This window comes from Patescibacteria group bacterium (genome assembly GCA_041659905.1).
Lineage (GTDB): Bacteria > Patescibacteriota > Kazan-3B-28 > Kazan-3B-28 > UBA10110 > UBA10110.
In genome coordinates, this window is record JBAZXK010000004.1 from 17,657 (window position 1) to 37,413 (window position 19,757).

The 19,757-nt window shown below is 41.6% G+C and carries 22 protein-coding genes and 1 tRNA gene; 11 read left to right on the plus strand and 12 right to left on the minus strand.

Features of this window, described 5'->3' with window-relative positions; translation table 11 throughout:
- Positions 1 to 13: 13 nt before the first annotated feature.
- The 5 genes from WC805_03735 to WC805_03755 all read right to left on the minus strand — a co-directional run bounded on the left by WC805_03735 (position 14) and on the right by WC805_03755 (position 4,776).
- Positions 14 to 1,552 (minus strand): hypothetical protein, encoded by a 1,539-nt coding sequence (locus WC805_03735; protein MFA5967588.1) that lies wholly within the window; start codon positions 1,550 to 1,552, stop codon positions 14 to 16.
- On the minus strand, positions 1,509 to 3,227 hold the full coding sequence (locus WC805_03740; protein MFA5967589.1) for a glycosyltransferase family 39 protein: 1,719 nt from the start codon (positions 3,225 to 3,227) through the stop codon (positions 1,509 to 1,511). Before WC805_03740 ends, WC805_03735 begins: the two co-directional genes overlap by 44 nt.
- A gap of 85 nt (positions 3,228 to 3,312) precedes the next feature.
- Positions 3,313 to 3,897, minus strand: coding sequence for a hypothetical protein (locus tag WC805_03745; protein MFA5967590.1), 585 nt, complete (start codon positions 3,895 to 3,897; stop codon positions 3,313 to 3,315).
- Positions 3,898 to 4,438: 541 nt separating this feature from the next.
- Positions 4,439 to 4,660: a GIY-YIG nuclease family protein gene (locus WC805_03750; protein MFA5967591.1), complete on the minus strand. Its 222-nt coding sequence runs from the start codon at positions 4,658 to 4,660 to the stop codon at positions 4,439 to 4,441.
- A gap of 40 nt (positions 4,661 to 4,700) precedes the next feature.
- Positions 4,701 to 4,776: transfer RNA gene (locus WC805_03755), tRNA-Pro, on the minus strand.
- Between the two features lie 109 nt (positions 4,777 to 4,885).
- Between WC805_03755 and WC805_03760 the strand changes: the two genes are divergently transcribed.
- The 5 genes from WC805_03760 to WC805_03780 all read left to right on the plus strand — a co-directional run bounded on the left by WC805_03760 (position 4,886) and on the right by WC805_03780 (position 10,396).
- Positions 4,886 to 6,130 (plus strand): aminoacyl--tRNA ligase-related protein, encoded by a 1,245-nt coding sequence (locus WC805_03760; GenBank protein MFA5967592.1) that lies wholly within the window; start codon positions 4,886 to 4,888, stop codon positions 6,128 to 6,130.
- 207 nt (positions 6,131 to 6,337) lie between these two features.
- The gene (gene argS, locus WC805_03765) at positions 6,338 to 8,224 is read left to right on the plus strand and encodes an arginine--tRNA ligase (GenBank protein MFA5967593.1); all 1,887 of its coding nucleotides are present in this window, start codon (positions 6,338 to 6,340) and stop codon (positions 8,222 to 8,224) included.
- Positions 8,225 to 8,239: 15 nt separating this feature from the next.
- Positions 8,240 to 9,313 (plus strand): CapA family protein, encoded by a 1,074-nt coding sequence (locus WC805_03770; protein ID MFA5967594.1) that lies wholly within the window; start codon positions 8,240 to 8,242, stop codon positions 9,311 to 9,313.
- A 49-nt stretch (positions 9,314 to 9,362) separates the two neighbouring features.
- Positions 9,363 to 9,644, plus strand: coding sequence for a hypothetical protein (locus tag WC805_03775; GenBank protein ID MFA5967595.1), 282 nt, complete (start codon positions 9,363 to 9,365; stop codon positions 9,642 to 9,644).
- Between the two features lie 62 nt (positions 9,645 to 9,706).
- The gene (locus tag WC805_03780; GenBank protein ID MFA5967596.1) at positions 9,707 to 10,396 is read left to right on the plus strand and encodes a magnesium chelatase domain-containing protein; all 690 of its coding nucleotides are present in this window, start codon (positions 9,707 to 9,709) and stop codon (positions 10,394 to 10,396) included.
- 84 nt (positions 10,397 to 10,480) lie between these two features.
- Here WC805_03780 and WC805_03785 read toward each other — a convergent pair whose 3' ends face one another.
- From WC805_03785 to WC805_03810, 6 genes are all read right to left on the minus strand, one after another.
- Complete coding sequence (locus WC805_03785) at positions 10,481 to 11,314, minus strand: NYN domain-containing protein (GenBank protein ID MFA5967597.1); 834 nt, start codon at positions 11,312 to 11,314, stop codon at positions 10,481 to 10,483.
- Between the two features lie 228 nt (positions 11,315 to 11,542).
- Positions 11,543 to 12,175: a hypothetical protein gene (locus WC805_03790; protein MFA5967598.1), complete on the minus strand. Its 633-nt coding sequence runs from the start codon at positions 12,173 to 12,175 to the stop codon at positions 11,543 to 11,545.
- A 62-nt stretch (positions 12,176 to 12,237) separates the two neighbouring features.
- Positions 12,238 to 12,786 (minus strand): hypothetical protein, encoded by a 549-nt coding sequence (locus tag WC805_03795; GenBank protein MFA5967599.1) that lies wholly within the window; start codon positions 12,784 to 12,786, stop codon positions 12,238 to 12,240.
- Positions 12,779 to 13,408, minus strand: coding sequence for a hypothetical protein (locus WC805_03800; protein MFA5967600.1), 630 nt, complete (start codon positions 13,406 to 13,408; stop codon positions 12,779 to 12,781). The genes WC805_03795 and WC805_03800 overlap by 8 nt, the downstream gene beginning before the upstream one ends.
- 30 nt (positions 13,409 to 13,438) lie before the next feature.
- Positions 13,439 to 13,762, minus strand: coding sequence for a DUF6804 family protein (locus WC805_03805; GenBank protein ID MFA5967601.1), 324 nt, complete (start codon positions 13,760 to 13,762; stop codon positions 13,439 to 13,441).
- A 3-nt stretch (positions 13,763 to 13,765) separates the two neighbouring features.
- Positions 13,766 to 14,209 (minus strand): hypothetical protein, encoded by a 444-nt coding sequence (locus tag WC805_03810; protein MFA5967602.1) that lies wholly within the window; start codon positions 14,207 to 14,209, stop codon positions 13,766 to 13,768.
- Positions 14,210 to 14,471: 262 nt separating this feature from the next.
- Between WC805_03810 and WC805_03815 the strand changes: the two genes are divergently transcribed.
- From WC805_03815 to WC805_03840, 6 genes are all read left to right on the plus strand, one after another.
- Positions 14,472 to 14,741, plus strand: a complete 270-nt coding sequence (locus tag WC805_03815) for a DUF5659 domain-containing protein (protein MFA5967603.1) — start codon at positions 14,472 to 14,474, stop codon at positions 14,739 to 14,741.
- The gene (locus WC805_03820; protein ID MFA5967604.1) at positions 14,725 to 14,901 is read left to right on the plus strand and encodes a hypothetical protein; all 177 of its coding nucleotides are present in this window, start codon (positions 14,725 to 14,727) and stop codon (positions 14,899 to 14,901) included. Before WC805_03815 ends, WC805_03820 begins: the two co-directional genes overlap by 17 nt.
- The gene (locus WC805_03825; GenBank protein MFA5967605.1) at positions 14,873 to 15,604 is read left to right on the plus strand and encodes a hypothetical protein; all 732 of its coding nucleotides are present in this window, start codon (positions 14,873 to 14,875) and stop codon (positions 15,602 to 15,604) included. The genes WC805_03820 and WC805_03825 overlap by 29 nt, the downstream gene beginning before the upstream one ends.
- Positions 15,601 to 16,002 (plus strand): hypothetical protein, encoded by a 402-nt coding sequence (locus WC805_03830; GenBank protein MFA5967606.1) that lies wholly within the window; start codon positions 15,601 to 15,603, stop codon positions 16,000 to 16,002. The genes WC805_03825 and WC805_03830 overlap by 4 nt, the downstream gene beginning before the upstream one ends.
- Positions 16,003 to 16,132: 130 nt before the next feature.
- Positions 16,133 to 17,722 carry a recombinase family protein gene (locus tag WC805_03835; protein MFA5967607.1) on the plus strand — a complete coding sequence of 530 codons (1,590 nt, stop codon included), beginning with the start codon at positions 16,133 to 16,135 and terminating at the stop codon, positions 17,720 to 17,722.
- On the plus strand, positions 17,722 to 18,594 hold the full coding sequence (locus WC805_03840; protein ID MFA5967608.1) for a YifB family Mg chelatase-like AAA ATPase: 873 nt from the start codon (positions 17,722 to 17,724) through the stop codon (positions 18,592 to 18,594). The genes WC805_03835 and WC805_03840 overlap by 1 nt, the downstream gene beginning before the upstream one ends.
- 370 nt (positions 18,595 to 18,964) lie before the next feature.
- Here the strand turns inward: WC805_03840 and WC805_03845 are convergent, their stop codons facing one another.
- Positions 18,965 to 19,732 carry a helix-turn-helix domain-containing protein gene (locus tag WC805_03845; protein MFA5967609.1) on the minus strand — a complete coding sequence of 256 codons (768 nt, stop codon included), beginning with the start codon at positions 19,730 to 19,732 and terminating at the stop codon, positions 18,965 to 18,967.
- Positions 19,733 to 19,757 lie beyond the last annotated feature (25 nt).

Genomic DNA, 19,757 nt, shown 5'->3' on the forward strand with positions numbered 1-19,757 from the left:
TCATCTGATAATTCTAATTAGTAATGCTTTTGAGGTCAGAGCGCTCGAAAATCATCGCAATCTTATCGCTATACAATAATTTCCACTCCTCCGGATGCGCCATAAAGTAATCTTTTGATGTCCGATTCGCAAACACCAGCGCTAACCCCACATCATAGCGACCAAGTATTTCCGGGGTGGCTTCTTGATTCTTGCCGACTACTAAATAATCAGCAAATATGTCCTGTTCGGGTGTCTGCCAAACCGCCATCCGCCCATCAATAAACACTTGTTTCTCCGGCAGCTGCCAAACCAAATACCCCCCCCAATTATATTCATTAAACAATTTGCCCGCAGGGTGATTTTCTTTGATATACTGTACGGCTTGATAGGGATAATTAGCGATACTGCCCCATGCCGAGGGATCATGAGTATAAGGCATTATCTCTTGGTACCTTAGATAGCCTATATATATAATGATAGGCATTAACGCTAATATCAGCCACCGGCTGCGCAAATAATAGTGAATTCCTTTCGGAAACAGTTGGTCAATCATTTCCACTAGCAAGGGTAAAGCAATCAACGGGAAAAACGGCAAATTACGCCAGCTAGCGATAGCTATGACAAAAAAAACTAACGCTAAACCAAGTTTAACAACATCCAATTTCCGCCAGGTCCATGGAAGTAAGACCAGCAAACAAACTGTGTAAATAATCAGATTCTGGCTTTGCGGATTAGACCACTGGACCGGATTCCATTCTGAAATACCCTTGAGTACGGCCGGATTAAACACAGTCCGAATAATTTCATCATACACGCGCCAAGTATATGGATTAATTAAGGTAACCCCTGCCATCAAGACAATCACTATCCCTAATTCAATTAATTGGCGAGTGGTCAGGATAGGCCCGATCAATGCTTTTTTAGAATAGTGCTGCCAAATAGTTTTGCTTGTTGCCAAAAATAAAAATACTCCAGAGAGCAATAATCCGGCAACAAATCCTCCATGTAAATTAACCCAAATTAGCATTAAAGGTATCAACCAATAAATCCGATGGTTCTTGGGCTCATAATACCAACTGAATAAATAATAGAGCGTGGCAGCCAACCCTACTAGCGTGATCACCTGGGCCCGAATGCCTACGATCGGCAAGGCGACTAAAGCCGCCACTAATGTCATAAAGATAACCACTTCCCACCGTGCTTTAGAAACTCGGGCTGCCAATAAATAAGCGGCAGCTACCAGTCCGGCAAACAGCGCCGACAACCACCAAAATCCTAAATAATGATTGCTCAAATATAACCCCACATCTGTGAGCCACTCGTGAGAGATCCACGGGTAACCAAACATAGTATAAGAATAAAGATCACCTCGAGGCACTCCAAGGCGAAGAATATCTGCCCCGTTGCGCAAATGCCAACCCAAATCCGGATCGGTTGGGGGACGCATCAGCACAACTGTAACCAATAGTAAAATTAACCCGCTGAACCACCAGACAATTTTGTCCGTCCTTATCTTGGAAATTGGTTTATTCTTCTTTTGTGATGGGCGCGAGCCCTTTAACCTTGACATCAGTTATACCATTTAATAATTCGCGAATACCAGGGACGCCTAAATCATAGTAAGCCAAATAACCCACACCGTCCCCTAATGCTAATTTAGAGTATGCTCCGGTGGGAATATTCCACTTATTACGGATGATGATCATAGATTCATCGGTGGGCAATATTTCCAGCCAATCTACCAAAGACCACTGGTGCCTATAAGCCAACATCCATTTTTTGTTATCCGGATTATATACTCCCCAAGTGGTATGGATATATACCGGATACTCCGGTAAATAATACTCAAATTGAGGAAATCCCCAATTGAGAAATGGCGATTCTAAGGCAATCAAGGAACTTTGCGGATTAAACTTATTGCGAATAGCCGGAATCACATTTCGCCAAAGTCTGTTATTTACTTCAATCACGGGATAAGTACTCTTTTGCATAGCGACAGTGGCGCTTGGCTTAACATAAGTAAAAATATTGAACCCAGCTATACTAATAGCTAACACTGTTATCAAAGAAGTTATCAATAATGATTGACTGGTCTTAACATGATAGGCCGCTACCAACGATTCAATTAAACCTATGGTAGCTACCGCTACCAGGATAGTTAGAGCGGGCAGTACCACCAAAAGATATCCGGGAATGGTAAATACTATCAATAGATAAAACAGCATCGCTGGAATAACCCAGAGACACCAAAACCAGAGATTAAGCAGATTCAACTTCCGCTCACCGGCCCGTGGAGCTAACCAAGAAGCCAGGTAAGTTATAGTGACAAAAGTAGCTAACCCAAAATTAAGCAATAAATTATTCCAGATCAGTTTCGCATACCACGCCAATTTGGCCAAACCCTGGTCGAATACTGTAAAACTATACAGACCAGCTTTCCCTAATAAAATACTGCTTAAGGCTTGCCAGAATTCAAGCAATCCGCCGCTCAGCCACATGGCTGGGAACAGCCATGCGAGTGTCCCCCCTAACATAATAGATATATTAATAAGCAGCCCTCGCCAGCTGCGTTGGCGCCAAATTGTCCACAACCACAACGGAACCATAAAGATGATCAGGGTGGGCCGGAATCCCCCGCCGATAGCCAAGATCAAACTTGCCCACAGAAGCGCCTTGTAATTTTTGGTGTCAGTAGCTGCACGATATAAATATATCCCCGCCCAAGCCGAGAAGAAAGCATCACAAGCATAATTGAGCGCCACCTGGCCATAAAACCAAAATAAGGGGCCTGTTATTAACATAATAGTACTTAACCAAGCCACTTTTCTTCCGTAAATTAACTTGGCTAAATAAAACACAGCGTAAAAAGCCAGTACTGAAAAAATAATACTGACTATGACTAACGCTAAGTTGGCATCCTGTATTAATAAGTAAAACCCCTTGGCAAATAATATATATAAAGCGTAACCCGGTGGATGAGGCTGGTGCATACTGATATCATAATGATCCAAAGCCAAGGCATACAAAGCCGAATCAGTGCTAAACAAATATTCCGATTTGCCAATCCATCGGCTAATAATAACCCCTAGCGCCATCACCCCTAACCAATAATTATCCGATCGTGCCATAACTGAATCAAACAAACTCTGCGGTTTGATTTTTTTGAAACGAGTCAGCCAGATCGCAAAACCGCGCTTAGTTTTACTAACGAGAACTTTTTTGCTTTTGGCTGTGCGTTTCTTCACACATCTATTGTAATGAATTTGCAGATATTAAAAAAGCGCCCCTTTAGAACGCATCAAATAATTACAATTAACTATGGTTAGATATTTATGCCAACGTATAAACGAGTGTGGCAGTATAAGCACCGGCAGGATCTGTACCGTCAACCGTCAAGTTGATAAACCCATTATCGTAATTAAATCTCCCCGAGGCAGCCGTAGAACCATTGAATAGAGTAATTCCAGTTCTATCCAAAGTACCATTGGTGCCCTTCGCTACTTGATTAGTATCAGCATTCTGCAAGTTGCTAATAATACCCGCTTCCGCATAACAATTCAAGGCAGAAGCAGCAATCTCATCCCCGGTAAAGTTAGACGAATTGATTGTTACTCCCCAGGCTTGCGAGTTGCCGCGATAATCCGTAGCTACCAAACCATCAATCTCTGTATCACCAGTAATGTTGTTACCTATGCCAAAGGCTTGGGAAGCAAAGTTTATTGCTAAAGGAGCATTTTCAAGCGTAAAAGAACCGGCTGTCACATTGAAAGACAAATTAGTAACATCGCCCACAGCTTTGACTAAGCCAAAGGTGGTCATAATCATCAACCCAGCAACCGCCAAAAGAATACCGCCAAACAGCTGTTGCCGCACTTGATTTTCCGCCCTATTTAAGATTGTTTGCTTAGTAGCCATTTATTTGAGTGTTTCTTTAGTTCTGCGAGCTGTTTTTACTTTATTATCTTATTATACCACTATTTTCCATCTTTGTAAAGCGTCTTCTTTCCTATGAACCCAAGACCAGAAAGACGGATTTTTGACTGTTTTTCAGCCCTTGGACTTCATCTGTTGGAGCCCCCGCCGACATCTCTCTGTAGCGGTGGCGAAAGTTCTGTTGGCTAGCCTATTAATCCACCGGATAACACAACTGTCAAGAGCCCCACTGGCGTGAAGTTCCTATAAAAATTATATTTGTTTTTTATGCAACCCGGGCATACTGCTAATAAATTTTGTGAGCCAAAATAAAATAAATATTTGCAACAACTTTAATATATAAGCAACTCAAACTATATGCAAATATTTTATCCCCATTTTTCTCAACTTTTATTTTAGACATTTCCCTACTTCGTCATTCTGGCTTGTCCAGAATCTTTGAGTACAAATCTTTTAAATCAGGATTGATTATTTTTACTAAGCGGATTTTGTCTGCTCTGTTGAGATTCTTAATTTGTTTTTCTCAAATAATAGCTTGCTCTATGAAATCAAAAGTTTCGTAATAAAGTAGTCTATGGCATTTATATTTAGCCGTAAAGCCTGGAATTAAATTATGCTTATGTTCATAAACTCTGCGTATTAGATTATTTGTCACTCCTGTATACAAAGTCAACTTGTAACTTCCTACAATATATGTAAATCCGCCTTTAATCATAAGTCTATTGTATAAAGATTCTGGACGCATTTGCCACGGGCAAATTTGCCAGAATGACGGTATGTATTTGTGGTCGGGGTGAGAGGACTTGCACCTCCGATCTCCGCGTCCCAAACGCGGCGCCTTAGCTGCTGGGCTACACCCCGATGATCATTCCTATTTTCCCATTATTCCGGCTTTCCGCCAACTGGACCCACGGAATCAGTGTAATCCGTCCCCAATCAGCGGAATTAGTGGTTATGCTATCATGAGGATATGAGGTATTCGCAAAGTTTTATTAAAACCAACAAGGAAGCGCCGAAAGAAGCGGAGACAATTTCGCACCGACTTTTGCTCCGCGGCGGGTTTATTCACCCCCTCGGTGCCGGATTTTATTCACTGCTCCCGCTGGGTTTTAAGGTTTATCTAAAGATCTACAACATCATTATGGACGAGCTGCATAAAATTGGTGTGGAAGATATGGTCATGCCGGTAGTGCACCCCGCTAGAGTGTGGAAAGAAACCGGCCGGTTTAGTGAAGTTGGGCCAGAACTTTGGAAGATAAAGAATCGCTCGGATGAAGATTTTGTCCTGGCTATGACTCACGAAGAAGTGGTGACCGATGCGGCCAAAGCAATCATTTCGTCTTACAAAGATCTGCCGAAATTAGTCGGGCAAATTCAAACCAAAGTGCGCGACGAAGCTCGGGCGAGAGGTGGATTAATTCGCACCAAAGAGTTTACTATGCAAGATGCTTATTCTTTCGACCGCGACGAAGCCGGATTGGATGCGGTTTATCAAAAATTTATTGGCGCTTATAATAATATCTTCCAGAGAGTGGGTGTCGAAACTGTGATGATAGAATCATCTACCGGCGCTATGGGCGGCTCCGGCGCTCATGAATTTATGATGATCACGCCGAGCGGAGAAGATAAGATTGTTATCTGTAAAGATTGCGGCTGTGCCGTGAATGCAGAAGTATTAGGTATTATGAAAGAAGGAGCGGACGAACCCAATGTCAGCTGTAAGAAATGCGGCAGCACTAATTGTGAATTTAAACGCGGGATTGAGTCCGGTAATATTTTCAAACTGGGCACCAAATACAGCATCCCGATGAAATTGATATACACTGATGAAAACAATCAACAAAAACCGGTCGTGATGGGAAGTTATGGGATTGGGTTGGAGCGGTTAATGGCATCGGTAATTGAAGCTAGTAATGATAGCCGCGGCATGATCTGGCCGGAAAATATTGCGCCGTTTAAATTGCATTTAATTAGCATTGATAAAAATAAAAAAGCTGACGCTATTTACGAGAAATTGGTCGGCAAGGGTATTGAAGTATTTTATGATGATCGGGATGTTTCACCCGGAGAAAAATTTGCCGATGCCGATTTGATCGGTATTCCCTACCGCGCCACCGTAAGCCGTAAAACTGCCGGAAAAATTGAGCTGAAGCGCCGCACCGAGTCGGAAGTAAAATTAGTCACCACCGCCGAACTCCTCAAGTTACTCAAGTAACAATCTACCACTTCTACCGTCATTATTGAACTTACACCAGCCCACCATAGCCTCGGCGTCGGCTGGGTTTCAGCATCTCTTGCACTATTGTTGCTTAAGTTAATAAAGAATATCAGTGATGGAGATCCTGAAATAAATTCAGGATGACGGAAGGAGGCACTAAAATGACGAATTGGAGAGATGTCCAGATGACGATACAATAGGTGTATGACTATCGCGGAAAAACTCCATGCAGCAGTTCAAGAAGCGGCCATCGCCTTATGGCCAATAATTGAATTGCCCGGTTTTGATGTCGTGGCACCTCCCTCGCCGGAATTCGGGGATTTTTCTACTGCCCTACCTTTGACTCTAGCAAAAATAGCGCAGGAGTCGCCTATGTCGATCGCCCAAAAGCTGCAAACCCACCTGCAAACCCAATCTTTAGGTTTTATTAAAGATATAACTACCACCGCTCCCGGTTATGTTAATTTTTTGGTTGATTTTTCTTCTTTAAGCGAACATCTGATCCAGAAGATTCTAACTCAAAAACATGAATACGGCACATGGCGGGAAGATAAAGGCAAAGTTCTAGTGGAACACACGGCTATCAACCCTAATAAAGCTGCCCATGTCGGCAATTTGCGCAATGCCTGTTTGGGTGATACTGTGGCCAATATTTTGCGCACTACTGGCTACCAAGTCGAGGTACAAAACTATATTGATGACACTGGCGCCCAAGTGGCTGATATTTTAGTGGCAATGGAGAATCTACCCGATAAACAAGGCAGCGAACCGTTTGATTACTATTGCTGGAATATCTACACCAAAATCCACAGAATGTACGAAGTGGACGAGAAATTGGTTGCCCGCCGCAAAGAGATTCTCAAGCTCACCGAGGAAGGCAATAATGAAACTGCCCAAAAAGCCTTGGAGATAGCCAACCAAGTGGTCGATCGCCATCTACAAACTATGTCTCGGCTCAACATTGCCTACAATCTTTTAGTTTGGGAAAGAGACATCATCGATCTCGGGCTCTGGCCAACTGTATTCGAGAAATTAAAACAAAAGAAGTTAATCAAACAGCCTTGGCGCGGAGTCAATAAAGGGGCCTGGATTGTGGAATTTGGTTCCACTGATCGCGAACATAAAATCTTGGTCAAAAGCGACGGGGTGGCTACCTACACCGCTAAAGATCTGGCTTATCAACTTTGGAAATTCGGCTTACTCCCGATTGATTTTGAATATTTTGTCCGTACTCGCCAGTGGAATAATGAACCATTACTTACCACCGCTGGCGGAACTTTGGGAATTGAGAATCTGGAACCGGCTGAACGGCATTTCCAGAAACCCAATAAAGTTATTAACGTAATTGATGTCAGGCAAAGTTATCCGCAGGAAGTGATCAAAGAAACTCTAACTAAGTTAGGGTATGCCGATGCTGCGAATAATTCCATCCACCTAGACTACAATGTGGTCAAGCTTTCATTGGGAGCTGTGAAAGAGTTAGGTATTAGACCGGAGGTGGACAAAACCGAGTATGCTATGTCCGGCCGGGAAGGTATTGGAGTTAAGATTGATGATTTGATGGATAAGATCGAAGAAAAAATTGCCGCTGTTAATCCCAATCTCCTCCCCACCGATGTACAAAATTTAGCTTCCTCAACCTTACGCTATTATATGCTCCGCAACCGGCTCCACACGGAAATTATTTTTGATTTTGACGAAGCATTAAGGACTGACGGCAATACCGGCGTTTACCTCCAATATGCTTATGCTAGAAGTTGTAATATCTTGAATAAAGTGGAACAATGGCGACCACTTAGCCAGAAATTGAATATACCGGCGGGGTTGTCGTTGGAGACTAAAGGATTACTCAAAGCAATCGAAGAATATCCGGGTGCTTTGCGGGCCGCTGAAACGGAATTAGATCCTTCACTACTCACTGACTACGCCTTTGCTTTGGCTAGCCAATTTGCTAAGTTCTACGAAAAAAACCCAGTTCTATCAGCTGATCCTGAAACTAAGAACTTCCGTTTGCATTTAGTCGCCAGCGTCAAACAAATCTTAGAGAATCTACTGGAAATTTTGGGTATCATTCCCCTTCCCAAGATCTAGCGATACAATAAGCCTATGAAAATACAGGATAAAATCTATCTCGGTTTAGGTGTAATCTTCATTTTGTACGCCTTGGTCAATTTTATTGATAAACCGGCTCCTAGCGTTAACCAAACCAATACTCCGACTGAACAACCTGTCAAAATCATTGCGGTCGGAGATATTAATTTGGGACGACAAACTGGCCAAAAGATCTTGGCCGGTGAGATTGATTATCCTTTTATTAATATTGCTGATTATTTAAAATCAGCTGACATCACTTTTGGTAATTTAGAAAGCCAATTGGCTGATTTGGATGGGGAAACTCAATCTCCCACTAATGAATATCGCTTTGCCGGGCCACCCGCCGGAGCCGACAGCCTAAATAATGCCGGTTTTGATATCGTTTCTCTCGCCAACAATCATATGTGGGATTATGGCAAAGATCGGCTATTCGAAACGATGGATAACTTGGATCGGACTCCGATTAAATATATTGGAGCTAGTAGAACCACAGAGAATCTCTATCATCCGGTGATTATGGAAGTGCGCAATCAAAAAATCGCTTGGTTCGCCGTTACTGCCATTTTAAACGGTTACGAAAAAGCGGGAGCAAAAGATTATGTAGCCTGGGCAGATGATGACCGCTTGATTGAGGCTATCAAACAATTAAGAACCCCTCCTGCACCTCCCTTTACCGATGGGGGGATGGGTGGGGTGGATTGGATCATCGTTTCGATGCATCGCGGTGTTGAATATGCCGCCACTCCGTCATCTACTCAAATCGATTTTGCCCATAAAGTGATTAATGCCGGAGCTAATATTGTGATCGGCCACCATCCCCATGTGCCAGAGGGGATTGAAAATTACAATAACGGGATAATTTTTTATTCGCTGGGGAACTTTGCCTTTTGGCAACCATTTGATTATTGGACCCAACACAGTTTTGCTGTGGAATTTACTTTAAAACCTGACGGCACATTTGATCACACTATTGTGCCGATCAATGCCGGCTGGCAACCTAAATTAAGTGACGAGATCGATCAAACCAAGATAAAAGAATATCTCATCAAATTATCCGATAAGCTCAACCCCGCAGCTGCCGAATAGCAGTATAATAAAATATACCCGAAAAAAGGGCGCACCTAAGGAGGCTACTATGACTACAGCGGCGATCACTATTTTGCCTGAAGAACACGAGATGCTTGCAAAACAGATCTGTGAAAAGTTAGGGAAACTCAACCTCCCTAAAACATTCACTCGCAAGTCTGGCTGGACAAGAGGACTCTACCTGGGCAGTGATACCGATAGCGATATTAACTACCCTCGAGCCACTGAACTACTCTCTGGCACCTATCATCGGACCAATCCTCCCCAAACTATCACAGTGCAAGAATGGTTTGCCATTCTTGACCGGATTGAGGAGCTCTTCCCAGTATAGACTGGGTTTGCTCCCGACTGGCGGATCCTCACAGTGACCCGCCTTTTTGTTATAGTCAAAGTATGGCTCTGGCAAAAATAAATAGCGCGGCAATTGTAGGACTCTCCGCCACTTTAGTGGATACGGAAGTGGATATCAGCAATGGTCTGCCAGGTTTTCTGATAGTGGGACTCCCGGACAAAGCCGTGGAAGAAGCTAAAGAGCGAGTAAAATCAGCTATCAGGAACAGTAATGTGCAATTCCCCAATCGCAAGATTACCGTTAATTTAGCTCCAGCCGATTTGCGCAAAGAAGGACCAGCTTATGATCTGCCGATTGCAGTGGGGATTATGTTAGCCTCAGAACAAATTTATAAACCGGATAGTGCGGTGTTCTTTGGCGAATTAGCGTTGGACGGGAATATTCGCCCCATCAACGGAGCGATCCTGTTCGCCTCTATGGCTAAGGATCTGCACATTAAAACTATTTATCTACCCGCCGAAAATGCTTTAGAGGCTTCTCTGATCGATGAAATAGAAATTATTCCGGTCAAAAATTTAAAGCAACTGGTGGCTCATTTGCGTAAAGAAATTAATATTCCAGCCCACCCGCAAACTGCCGTGGACCCGTCGTTGTTGGAACAATCTTTCGCGACCGATATGAAAGATATTTCCGGGCAAGAACAAGCCAAGCGAGCCTTGGAAATCGCTGCTGCCGGCCGGCACAATATTCTCAAGTTATGGGCACAATGTAGACAATATGCCCAGATTTAAGATAAGAATCAAGATTTGATTCCGACTTCAAACCCCTAAGCATACTGATTGACATTCTGATTGGAGAACGATATAATCTAGTTACTAAACCTGAAGCGGATATTTCGTATGTCCGCTTCTTTTGATAGATTGAGACTCCTCAATTTGTTCAAGGTCCTTTTTTAGCATTATGAAATCTCTAAAATTACTCCCAGCAAATTTCTTGATTTCTTGAGCAGTATTATGCGAACGAGCCAAAATAATTACCTCATACTCAAGGTCTTTAAGATATTTTAAGACTGGTAGATAATCCCCGTCACCTGCTAATACAACGGCTCTCTTGTAATTATCCTTCTCCTTCATTAAATAGAATGTCAGGTCTACATCGCAATTTGCCTTTCTGGTAACTGTGCCGTCTTGTTGCGGATAGAATTTAACAGGTTTTACCACCAATAAATACCCAAAATTCTGTAGTTTCAAATAAAATTTAGTTTTTTGATAAGCACTCCTGAGCTCTTCGAATGATTTAATCTTTTGAGCATCAAATTCACAATTAAATCTTTTACTGCATGCCATTGCAGTCTGTTGGACATCTTTGTGTTGGGCCTGACATTCGGATATATAATTGGTGATATTTTCTTTTAGCTTTTCCTTTGCAGCTAAGTTATTTGCAGGTACAGATACTAAAATGTCAGCCGCATAACTCATTTTACTATAGAGCTCTATTTTTAATCCTTTCAAATCCACTGATTCACAACCGAGATAATCGTGTTGGTAATTGAATGTTTCTACGCCACCAAAATAATAAATCTTTTCGGCTTGATATTTTTGCTGCAGGTATATGAAGAGTTTCTCATAATCAACTGTCCATCCTAGACTCTTTTTCCCACCATAAAAAAGATTAGAGGCATCAATGAAGACGTATGTTTTTCCACCCATACCGATATAAATAAGTTTTTTAATTATCAGACTAATACACCTAATAATACCAGGGGAACACCATGAAAACGATATAAAATAGTTATGGTAACGTTATGTTTAGAAATTGGGTGTTATTTAAACAACAGATTATTTAGCAATGTTTTAACCTAGGGTGGGGCTCTTTATGCCCGTACCCCGCACAGGATTTATTTATTTTTTATGGTAGGTACCCTATTTCCCTATACCTTAGGACTGGAAATGGTCTGAGGCAAATAGCATCATACCGGCTGCTAGATAACCAACGAAGATACTGGGCAACTTGTCTTCACCTCTAAGGTCGGGTGTTATGTTTTTTTTCTTGAAGAAAACCTCCATTTTCTGATAGTCCAAATTAGTGATGTTTGTTAGACCTCTTAATGTATTATCTCCAAGCATATTCCAATCGAGTGTGTATATCTGTGGCACCCATTTTTCATACAATTGTTGACCACTGACAGTGCTGGAATGGTTCATGATAGATCCCGTCATAAATGTGAAAGGATACATAAATGCCTTCATGATGATCTTTGTGATTAACTCACCCATCTCAGAGATTTCATTACCATCCATCTTCGAAAAATAACTTCTGTAATATGCTGCAAGACGTGGCTGATTATCGGTTAAGCGACCCAATCCGCGATAACCTGATGTCAGATAATCCAATTCAGATTTTATGTATTTGTCTAGGCAATAGTTGATCTTTTCTAGAGACATCTTATGTTTGCCACCCTCAAACCTCTTCTTGACTCCGTCTATCTCAACAGCAGCGACTTCCCACTGCTTAAGTTGCGTCAACATTTCTTCCATGTATTGGTCTAATTTTAAGTCAGTAATTGCCATAATGTTTTGATTAGGTTTGTGAAATACAATAACTTATTTGATACAAAATGCTCTAACACTATTTAGTTAAAGACCCCGCTTTTATCTAACAATTTCCGCGTATGTTCGACCAAGGTTATCATAAATTGACTGGCTAGATAAATCATAGCTGCATTATTCCCTAGATTTGATGATTCTGATATTTTCTTACCATAAACTAAATAAATATTATTTGACGGGTCATCTACGCCTTCATTACAATCTTTATATTCATTTTGCCTCTGGCGATAAGACTCTATAAATGATTTGGCGAATGAGTCACTTAATCTAACTTTGATCTTTTGCGGTAAGTCTTCAATAATATAATCAATTATGGCATCCATGAATAATTGCCGGTCATAGACACCAATTTTCTGAAAAATTGTCCTATCTATCAAATGCAAAAGGCAACACAATGCTTCAATAAACAACACCTCCCTCTCTTTGATTCCTACCAATATAGCAACTTGATTACTTTCTGGACTGCCAATCATGCCGCCATACAAATCGGGTAAGTCATATGAGGACTTGAACGCCTCTGGTATTACAGCCACGCCAAGATCCTTACTGATTCTTGTCCAATCTTTATTCATGACTTAGGTTATTATCCGCTTCAAACTCATTATTAATAGCACCGCTGCTCCAACTCAATGATAGTGGCGTCCACAGTAAAATGAGCACTATGGCAACCACAATAACCCATTCTGCTCCAAGAACTAATCTGACAGTAACCAATAAAACATAGCTTAACTCTGATAGCATTACTCCAAATAATGCGGCCTCATTATCTCTACTTTCTTTTTGAGCCAAAGAAGTAAATAAACCAGTTGCAATACAATAGCCCCCAATAAGTAATGGCCAAATTAACCCGTCACCGCCCGATAATGAATCTGCCATAATTATAAACAGTAATGACCATCCCACTATTACTGTGTTTGTAAATAAAACACTTAAGGTTAAGAATGACCACATCAACCATTTAATACGTTTACAGGCTAATGTTATCCCACCTAACAATAACTGTATAGGAAGTGTTATTAAAGAATAAACCCAAGTATCTATAAACATGATTAGTATGCCGAAAAGAACAATCGGCCACTGACCCTCAATCAAAAGCCAAATGCCAGCAACCAGACCGCCGCCCCACGATAGAATAGGGTTTATAACCCCCAGAAATGTAGCGACACCAACCAGTACACCTTCGGATAATTTCATATTATTTCTTTAATTAATACTAGCCAACGATCAGCTCGTATCTTTCTTAGTGATTATTACTAACCCAACAAACAAGATGGCTACAACTACATCAATAGAGCCCCACAGCCCTTTGTCGTTTAGATAAATGGGTACAAGCGGGTTAAATAGTATGGCTATGATGACTAGCGTCCATAGCCAACCAGTTAACTTCTTAGCATCGTATAGCGTATAGGCGTAATAAACGGCTATACTGCACACTACCCATTTCAGTAGCATGTAGTACCCGTAAGGCCACGCTAGAGGGGCTAGGAGTAGCATAATTATAGCTATAATAGCTGGATAGTTTTTTACCTTGCTGTCAGATTTATTCATTCCTTACTTTTTTATAGCTTTTATCAATTTATATAAACCCCATCCACCTAACCCAACCCCTGCAATAGTCGCTGCGACAACTCCAGTATTCGAAGAGCTATCCTTGCGCGGCAACATACCATCTTCGTCAAGAATAAGAACATTAGTCCCAAGTATGCTTATATTGTTAGATGGAGTTAAAGATTGAGTTGTTTGCTCTTCTACTTTCGGAGGCTGGTAAGCAGACGGTATTTCCCGAGTTATTGGCTGATTACATTCTGGATAATACGGAGCACAGGTGCTAGATAATGGTGTTCCATCACAGCACTCGCAACCACATACGCCACTGTGGCGAGAACAACACCCTTGTCTAGCTTCAACAACATTTGGGCTTGCCAAAAGAACCAAAAGCAGCATAACCACAGTTATGATGACCCGACAGCTATACGCTGTATTTAGTTTCTTCATATAATAATTACTCTTACGCCCCCATCTTAACACTAGGAATAATTTAATCAATCCCAGACGGCATAGTTTGTGGTTGATTACTTGTCTAGAGCACAAATTAATGGTATAATAAAAATAGTTAGATAGCTCTTTCTTATATAGAAAAGAAGACAAGAAGTCACCCGCGGGACTTAGAAGCCCGCTGAAAGTAGCGTAAAAAAGAGGCTGCTAATTAACTCCAAGAGAGTTGATTGGCGACCTCTTTTTTTATGTTCAAAATTATATGACATTTGAATTAAACAATCCTAAAAATTATCTGTATACCCACGATCTGGGATGCTGCACCGCGCTTATGAGCGCCGGATTTGAGTTGGCCGGATTTGATAACACCAACCCCAGCCAAGTACTTTTCGTGTTCACTAGGACCCCAGAACTGAACCAAGCAGAAGAAAATTACTGGGCAGATACCTTGGAAGTCAAGGCCAGAACCCTGTTTAACAACACTAAGATGCTAAAAAGTAGAATAAGAAACTCTTATGGCGGAGCCAATTAAAGACAATCTGGATATTGATTGCCAAATCAGTCAAATAATCACTCCCGAAGAAAGTGACAGAGTACTATTCCAAGCATTCGATCTACTGCTCGAGTTAATCAAAGACAAGAGAATTATTAATATTAGAAAAAATGTACAGAGGGTGGATAAAACTTTATAGAAAATCACTGGATAGTGATCTTTGGCAACATCAGAACGCCTTCCGAGTGTTTACATACCTGCTCTTAAAGACTAATGCTGGCGATAACGGGATCAGTGTTATTTTTGATGGAAGCCAATACTACTTAAAGAATGGTGAATGTGTCACCGGCAGAAAATATTTAGCCAAAGAAACCGGTCTGACAGAGCAAAACATCAGAACTGCACTTAACTACCTAAAATCAACCAACAGAATAACCACCAAATTTGATAGTAAAAAGAGTCTGGTTTCTATCTGTAGCTGGGATAAATATCAACACCACGAAGAGGATAAATCAACCAGCAAACTAACCAGCAATCAACCATCAGTTAACCAGCAGCTAACCACTAAACAAGAATATAAGAATATAAGAATTAAAGAAAATAGAGAGAGGCAAACAGTCGCTAACGCTCCCACTCCCTTAGATGTAACTACAAACTTCTTTAGTAACCAGGATACTCAAACTCAGCTCATAAATGAGCTAGTTGCTAAAGGTATACCCCAACCTATTGCCAGTGCCGAGATTGCCAAGTTTATTTCCTACTGGACTGAGCTCAGCCCCTCCGGCAATAAGCAACTCTGGCAAACTAAACCAACCTTTGAGATTAGAAAGCGATTAACCGCTTGGTTTAACAAAATAGAGTCATTTAATAGTTATAAAAGTAAGAAAGGGATAAGGATATGAGCACAGAATTAGCTAATCAGCAGATGTGCATTTGTTTGCGAGGTGATTTTGAAGTATGGGTTGATAAAGACCGCGCTGAAAAATTACAAAATTTGCTAGAAAACAATACGGGTCGACAGTATATTCAAATGGATGACCGCACGATAAACACAGCTGATATCGTTGCCATTTTACGGCCTCAAGATATGGAAGACCGCACTCGGCGCAAAAACGGCGAACGGAAGTGCAAATATGGGGAATGGCACGAAGCACGTGGTATTTGCGAATGTGGGAAAAATAAAATAGTTAATCCAGATTTACATATTTTAGATGATGCACAATGGGAAAAAACTAAAATAATTAAAGATCAGCTTAAAGACAAACTAACTTTTAATAAAGTTGACAATCATTGCGCATAATAATATCTTAAGTATGGACATAGTTAATTTGCGGGGCTTTTAGTTTCGCACTAGAGGGGGCAACCTGTTTAGTCTCGCAAGAGCTATGTCCAACGGGTTGCCCTTTCTGGTAAATAATATTAATAATTATATGAATATGGAAAATCAACAAAAAGTGGCTATATACGCTCGAGTTTCTACTGATGAGCAAAGAGAAGGTCATACAATTCAATCTCAGCTCAACGAGCTCAGGAAATACGCACAAGAAAATAATTTTCTGGTGTCTAATGAGTATTTAGATGACGGCTGGAGTGGTAGTCTATTGGACCGCCCAGCGTTAGACAGAATGAGAGATGATGCCGACAAATCATTGTTTGAGGCGGTATTAGTAAACGATGTCGACAGATTAGCCCGTGATATTGGCCATATTATAGCTATCAGGCGTGATCTAGAGAATAAGGGGAAACAAATTATTTTTAGGAAACTCCCAAATAACAACCATGATGCCAACGGCAATCTCATGATCAATATGATGAGTGCTTTCGCCGAATATGAAAGAGAGGTCATCTTAGACCGGACCAGACGAGGCAAACGTAATAAGGTAGAAAACATGAAGCTTATATTGGGTGGCATCCCCCCTTATGGCTACGACTATATAAAAAGGGATAAAGACAACAACGCATACGGCTTCTATAAAATTAATCTGAAGGAAACCAATGTCGTAAAGAGAATATTCAATTTGGTTGATCAGAAGGGTTACAGCGCGAGACAGATAGTTAGGTGGCTAACAGAAAATAATATACCGCCCAGGGAGGGCAACACTAAATGGGCACGCAGCTCTGTCTTGAGAATACTAAAAAGAACAGAATACATTGGCATAGCCTTTTACAACAAATACGAGGCAGTTGAGCCGCATTCGCCAAAAGATGCTAATAAATATAAAAGACAAAAGAAGAATGGTCGCCGGCTTAGGGATAGAACCGAGTGGATACAGATACCAGTCCCTCAATGCCGAATAATTTCAGATGAACAGTTTAATCGAGTTCAACTGATAATAAAGAATAATAAGGTTTTTGCGAAGAGAAACACTAAACATAGCTATCTACTAGCAAAGCTATTATATTGCCAATGTGGCTCCTTGTTTGTAGGGTGCCCCATGCATGATAAGCCCTATTACAGGTGCAATTCACGGGATAAAGACTTCCCGTTGACTAAAACCTGTAATGCACACTCTATCCGATCTAATGAAGTTGATAATAAGGCATGGGAATCCATTAAAAGAATGATTCTGGAACCCGAATTGCTAGAATCTAAGATCGATAAATACAGAAATTGGGCAAAGAAACAAGGGAGTGTAAAATTGCCTACCCCGATATCAACTGATAAAGAAATTAAAAAACTTACCATGCAAGACGAAAGAATATTCTCGGCATATAGAGATGGGGCTATATCTTTGCCAAAATACAAGGAAGAAGCCAATAAAATCAAACAAAAAATATCTGAGTTGGGTAAATCTAATACTAGGCACAATGAGCTAAATCCGCCAGATATTAGAATCAATGCTACCCGATCAGTGGAACAACTAAGAAGCAAGTTGCGAGCTGGTCTAGAACTGGTAGATCATGATGCTGAAGAAAAACAAAAAATAATCAGGTTATTAGTAGAAAAAGGAGAATTAATAGATAAACTGCTGACACTAAACATTCGGATACCTGCTAATATTGTGAACACAACCTGCTGATGTCAGGGCCACCGGGTAGTGGCAAAACTATGCTCGCCAAAGCGCTAACTACCATTCTCCCGCCTCTGACAGTCCCGGAGATGCTGGAAGTAACTAAGATTTACAGTGTAACCGGTTATTTGGCTAATAATAGCTCTCTGATCCTGCAGAGGCCTTTCCGCAGCCCTCACCACACCGCTTCGGCGGTGGCCGTCACCGGCGGAGGTAATTGGCCAAAACCCGGCGAGATTTCTCTGGCCCACAAAGGTGTCTTATTTCTAGATGAACTCCCGGAATTCACTCGCCAAGTTTTGGATGTTCTGCGCCAACCCATGGAAGACAAGATCGTGCATATTTCCCGGGCTAACCAAAGCACTTCGTTTCCGGCCAATTTTATGCTGGTGGCTGCTCAAAACCCGTGTCCCTGCGGTTATTTTGGCGATCCCCAAAAATCCTGTACCTGCAGCGCCGGCCAAATCCATAATTACCAAAAGAAGATTTCGGGGCCGATGCTAGACCGGATCGATCTGCATATTCAAGTCCCCCGTTTAAGTTACGACAAACTTACCACCAACCCTAATGCCGAAAGTTCTTTTGCTATTCGAGAAAGAATAATTTCAGCGCAGGGGATTCAGGCTGAAAGATTTGGGAACTCCCCCACTACCAACAATTCCGAAATGAACACCGAAGAGCTCAAGCAATTTTGTGCCTTAGATGAAGAGGGACACAGTTTGCTCCGCCACGCGGTTGATAAAATGAACTTATCCGGCCGGGCTTATAGCCGCACCCTGAAAGTAGCCCGCACGATTGCCGATTTAGAACGGGAACTCAACATAAAACCTCAGCATATCGCCGAGGCCTTAAGTTATCGTTTAACTGACAACGAATTCTGATTCTTCTTGTCATCCTGACATTATCTGAAGATTGTTATAAATATTCCCCGAGCGTAGTCGAGGGGCTACCTTTGATTTTGTAAAATCAATAAACTTATTCTTTTGCTACCACTTTGCTCGTCCAAAGTGGTAGCGCCGAAAGGACGGCCAAGTCGTCGGGATTATTCATTGGCCAAATCCTCTTACCGCTTCAGGTCGAAACTCGCTTACGCTCAAACATCTCCCCGCGACAAGGATTTGGCTCAATTCAGCACATCCCTCCTCCAATGGCTTAAGGGAAAAACGCTCGGGCTCCAATGGGCAGACTTGGGCAAACACGAGCTAACGGCCAGGCCAGCAACCTGGCACAAAATGAATGGTTTGTTTATTATTACTCTTGGTCGGGAATCTTCTGCCAGCACAACTCAAAAATTGACCGCATAGTATCGGCAATGGTTTTATCTTCAATCACCACCCCGATGGGCCGGTCTTTGGTGGTCATAATCGCTATTTTGTTGTTCCAAATATCAATGCTGGCTTTAAAGGGAAACTGTTTTGCATCCACTAATTTAACATGGCGCCAGTTCTTCCAATCTTCTCCCAATTTGTAGCCCGGCGCTCCTTCAATAGATGACATTAGCAAACGACTTAGAATTTGCTTTTTAATACGCATTCTGGCTAAACCTTCAAATCTTTTTTTAGAATAGTAAACTGCCGCGGCCCCCGGGGCGGAAAATGAGAGAATCTCGCCCCGATGCTTAACCTCTTTAATTAATGATTCAATAGAATTGCGCAAACCTTCCACTCCTTCAAAATAGGTCAGCTTGGGTTTATCGGCGCTTAAGTCGTATAGCTGCTCCAAAGCCGGATAAATCTCTTGGACTGCCGTTTTTTTAGCTTGAGCATATTCCACTAAAAACCGGGGATGCAAAGCTGCCCAGGTGGTTTTTTTGTTCTCCTTAAAGGTTTGGACCAGAGGGATAGCCAAAAACTTCTCTAATATCCGATAAAGAGTAGTGCGATCTACCTTAGATTGGCGGGAAACATCTAAAACGCTCCCTTTCCCGATCTCTAAAAGAGCCAAATAAGCCGCTGATTCCTTATCGGAAAAGCCACTTTCTTGCAGTAAAAATTCGATTTCTTTATTATCTTTGTGCATTTTTCGCACAACATTTTAAGTGGTA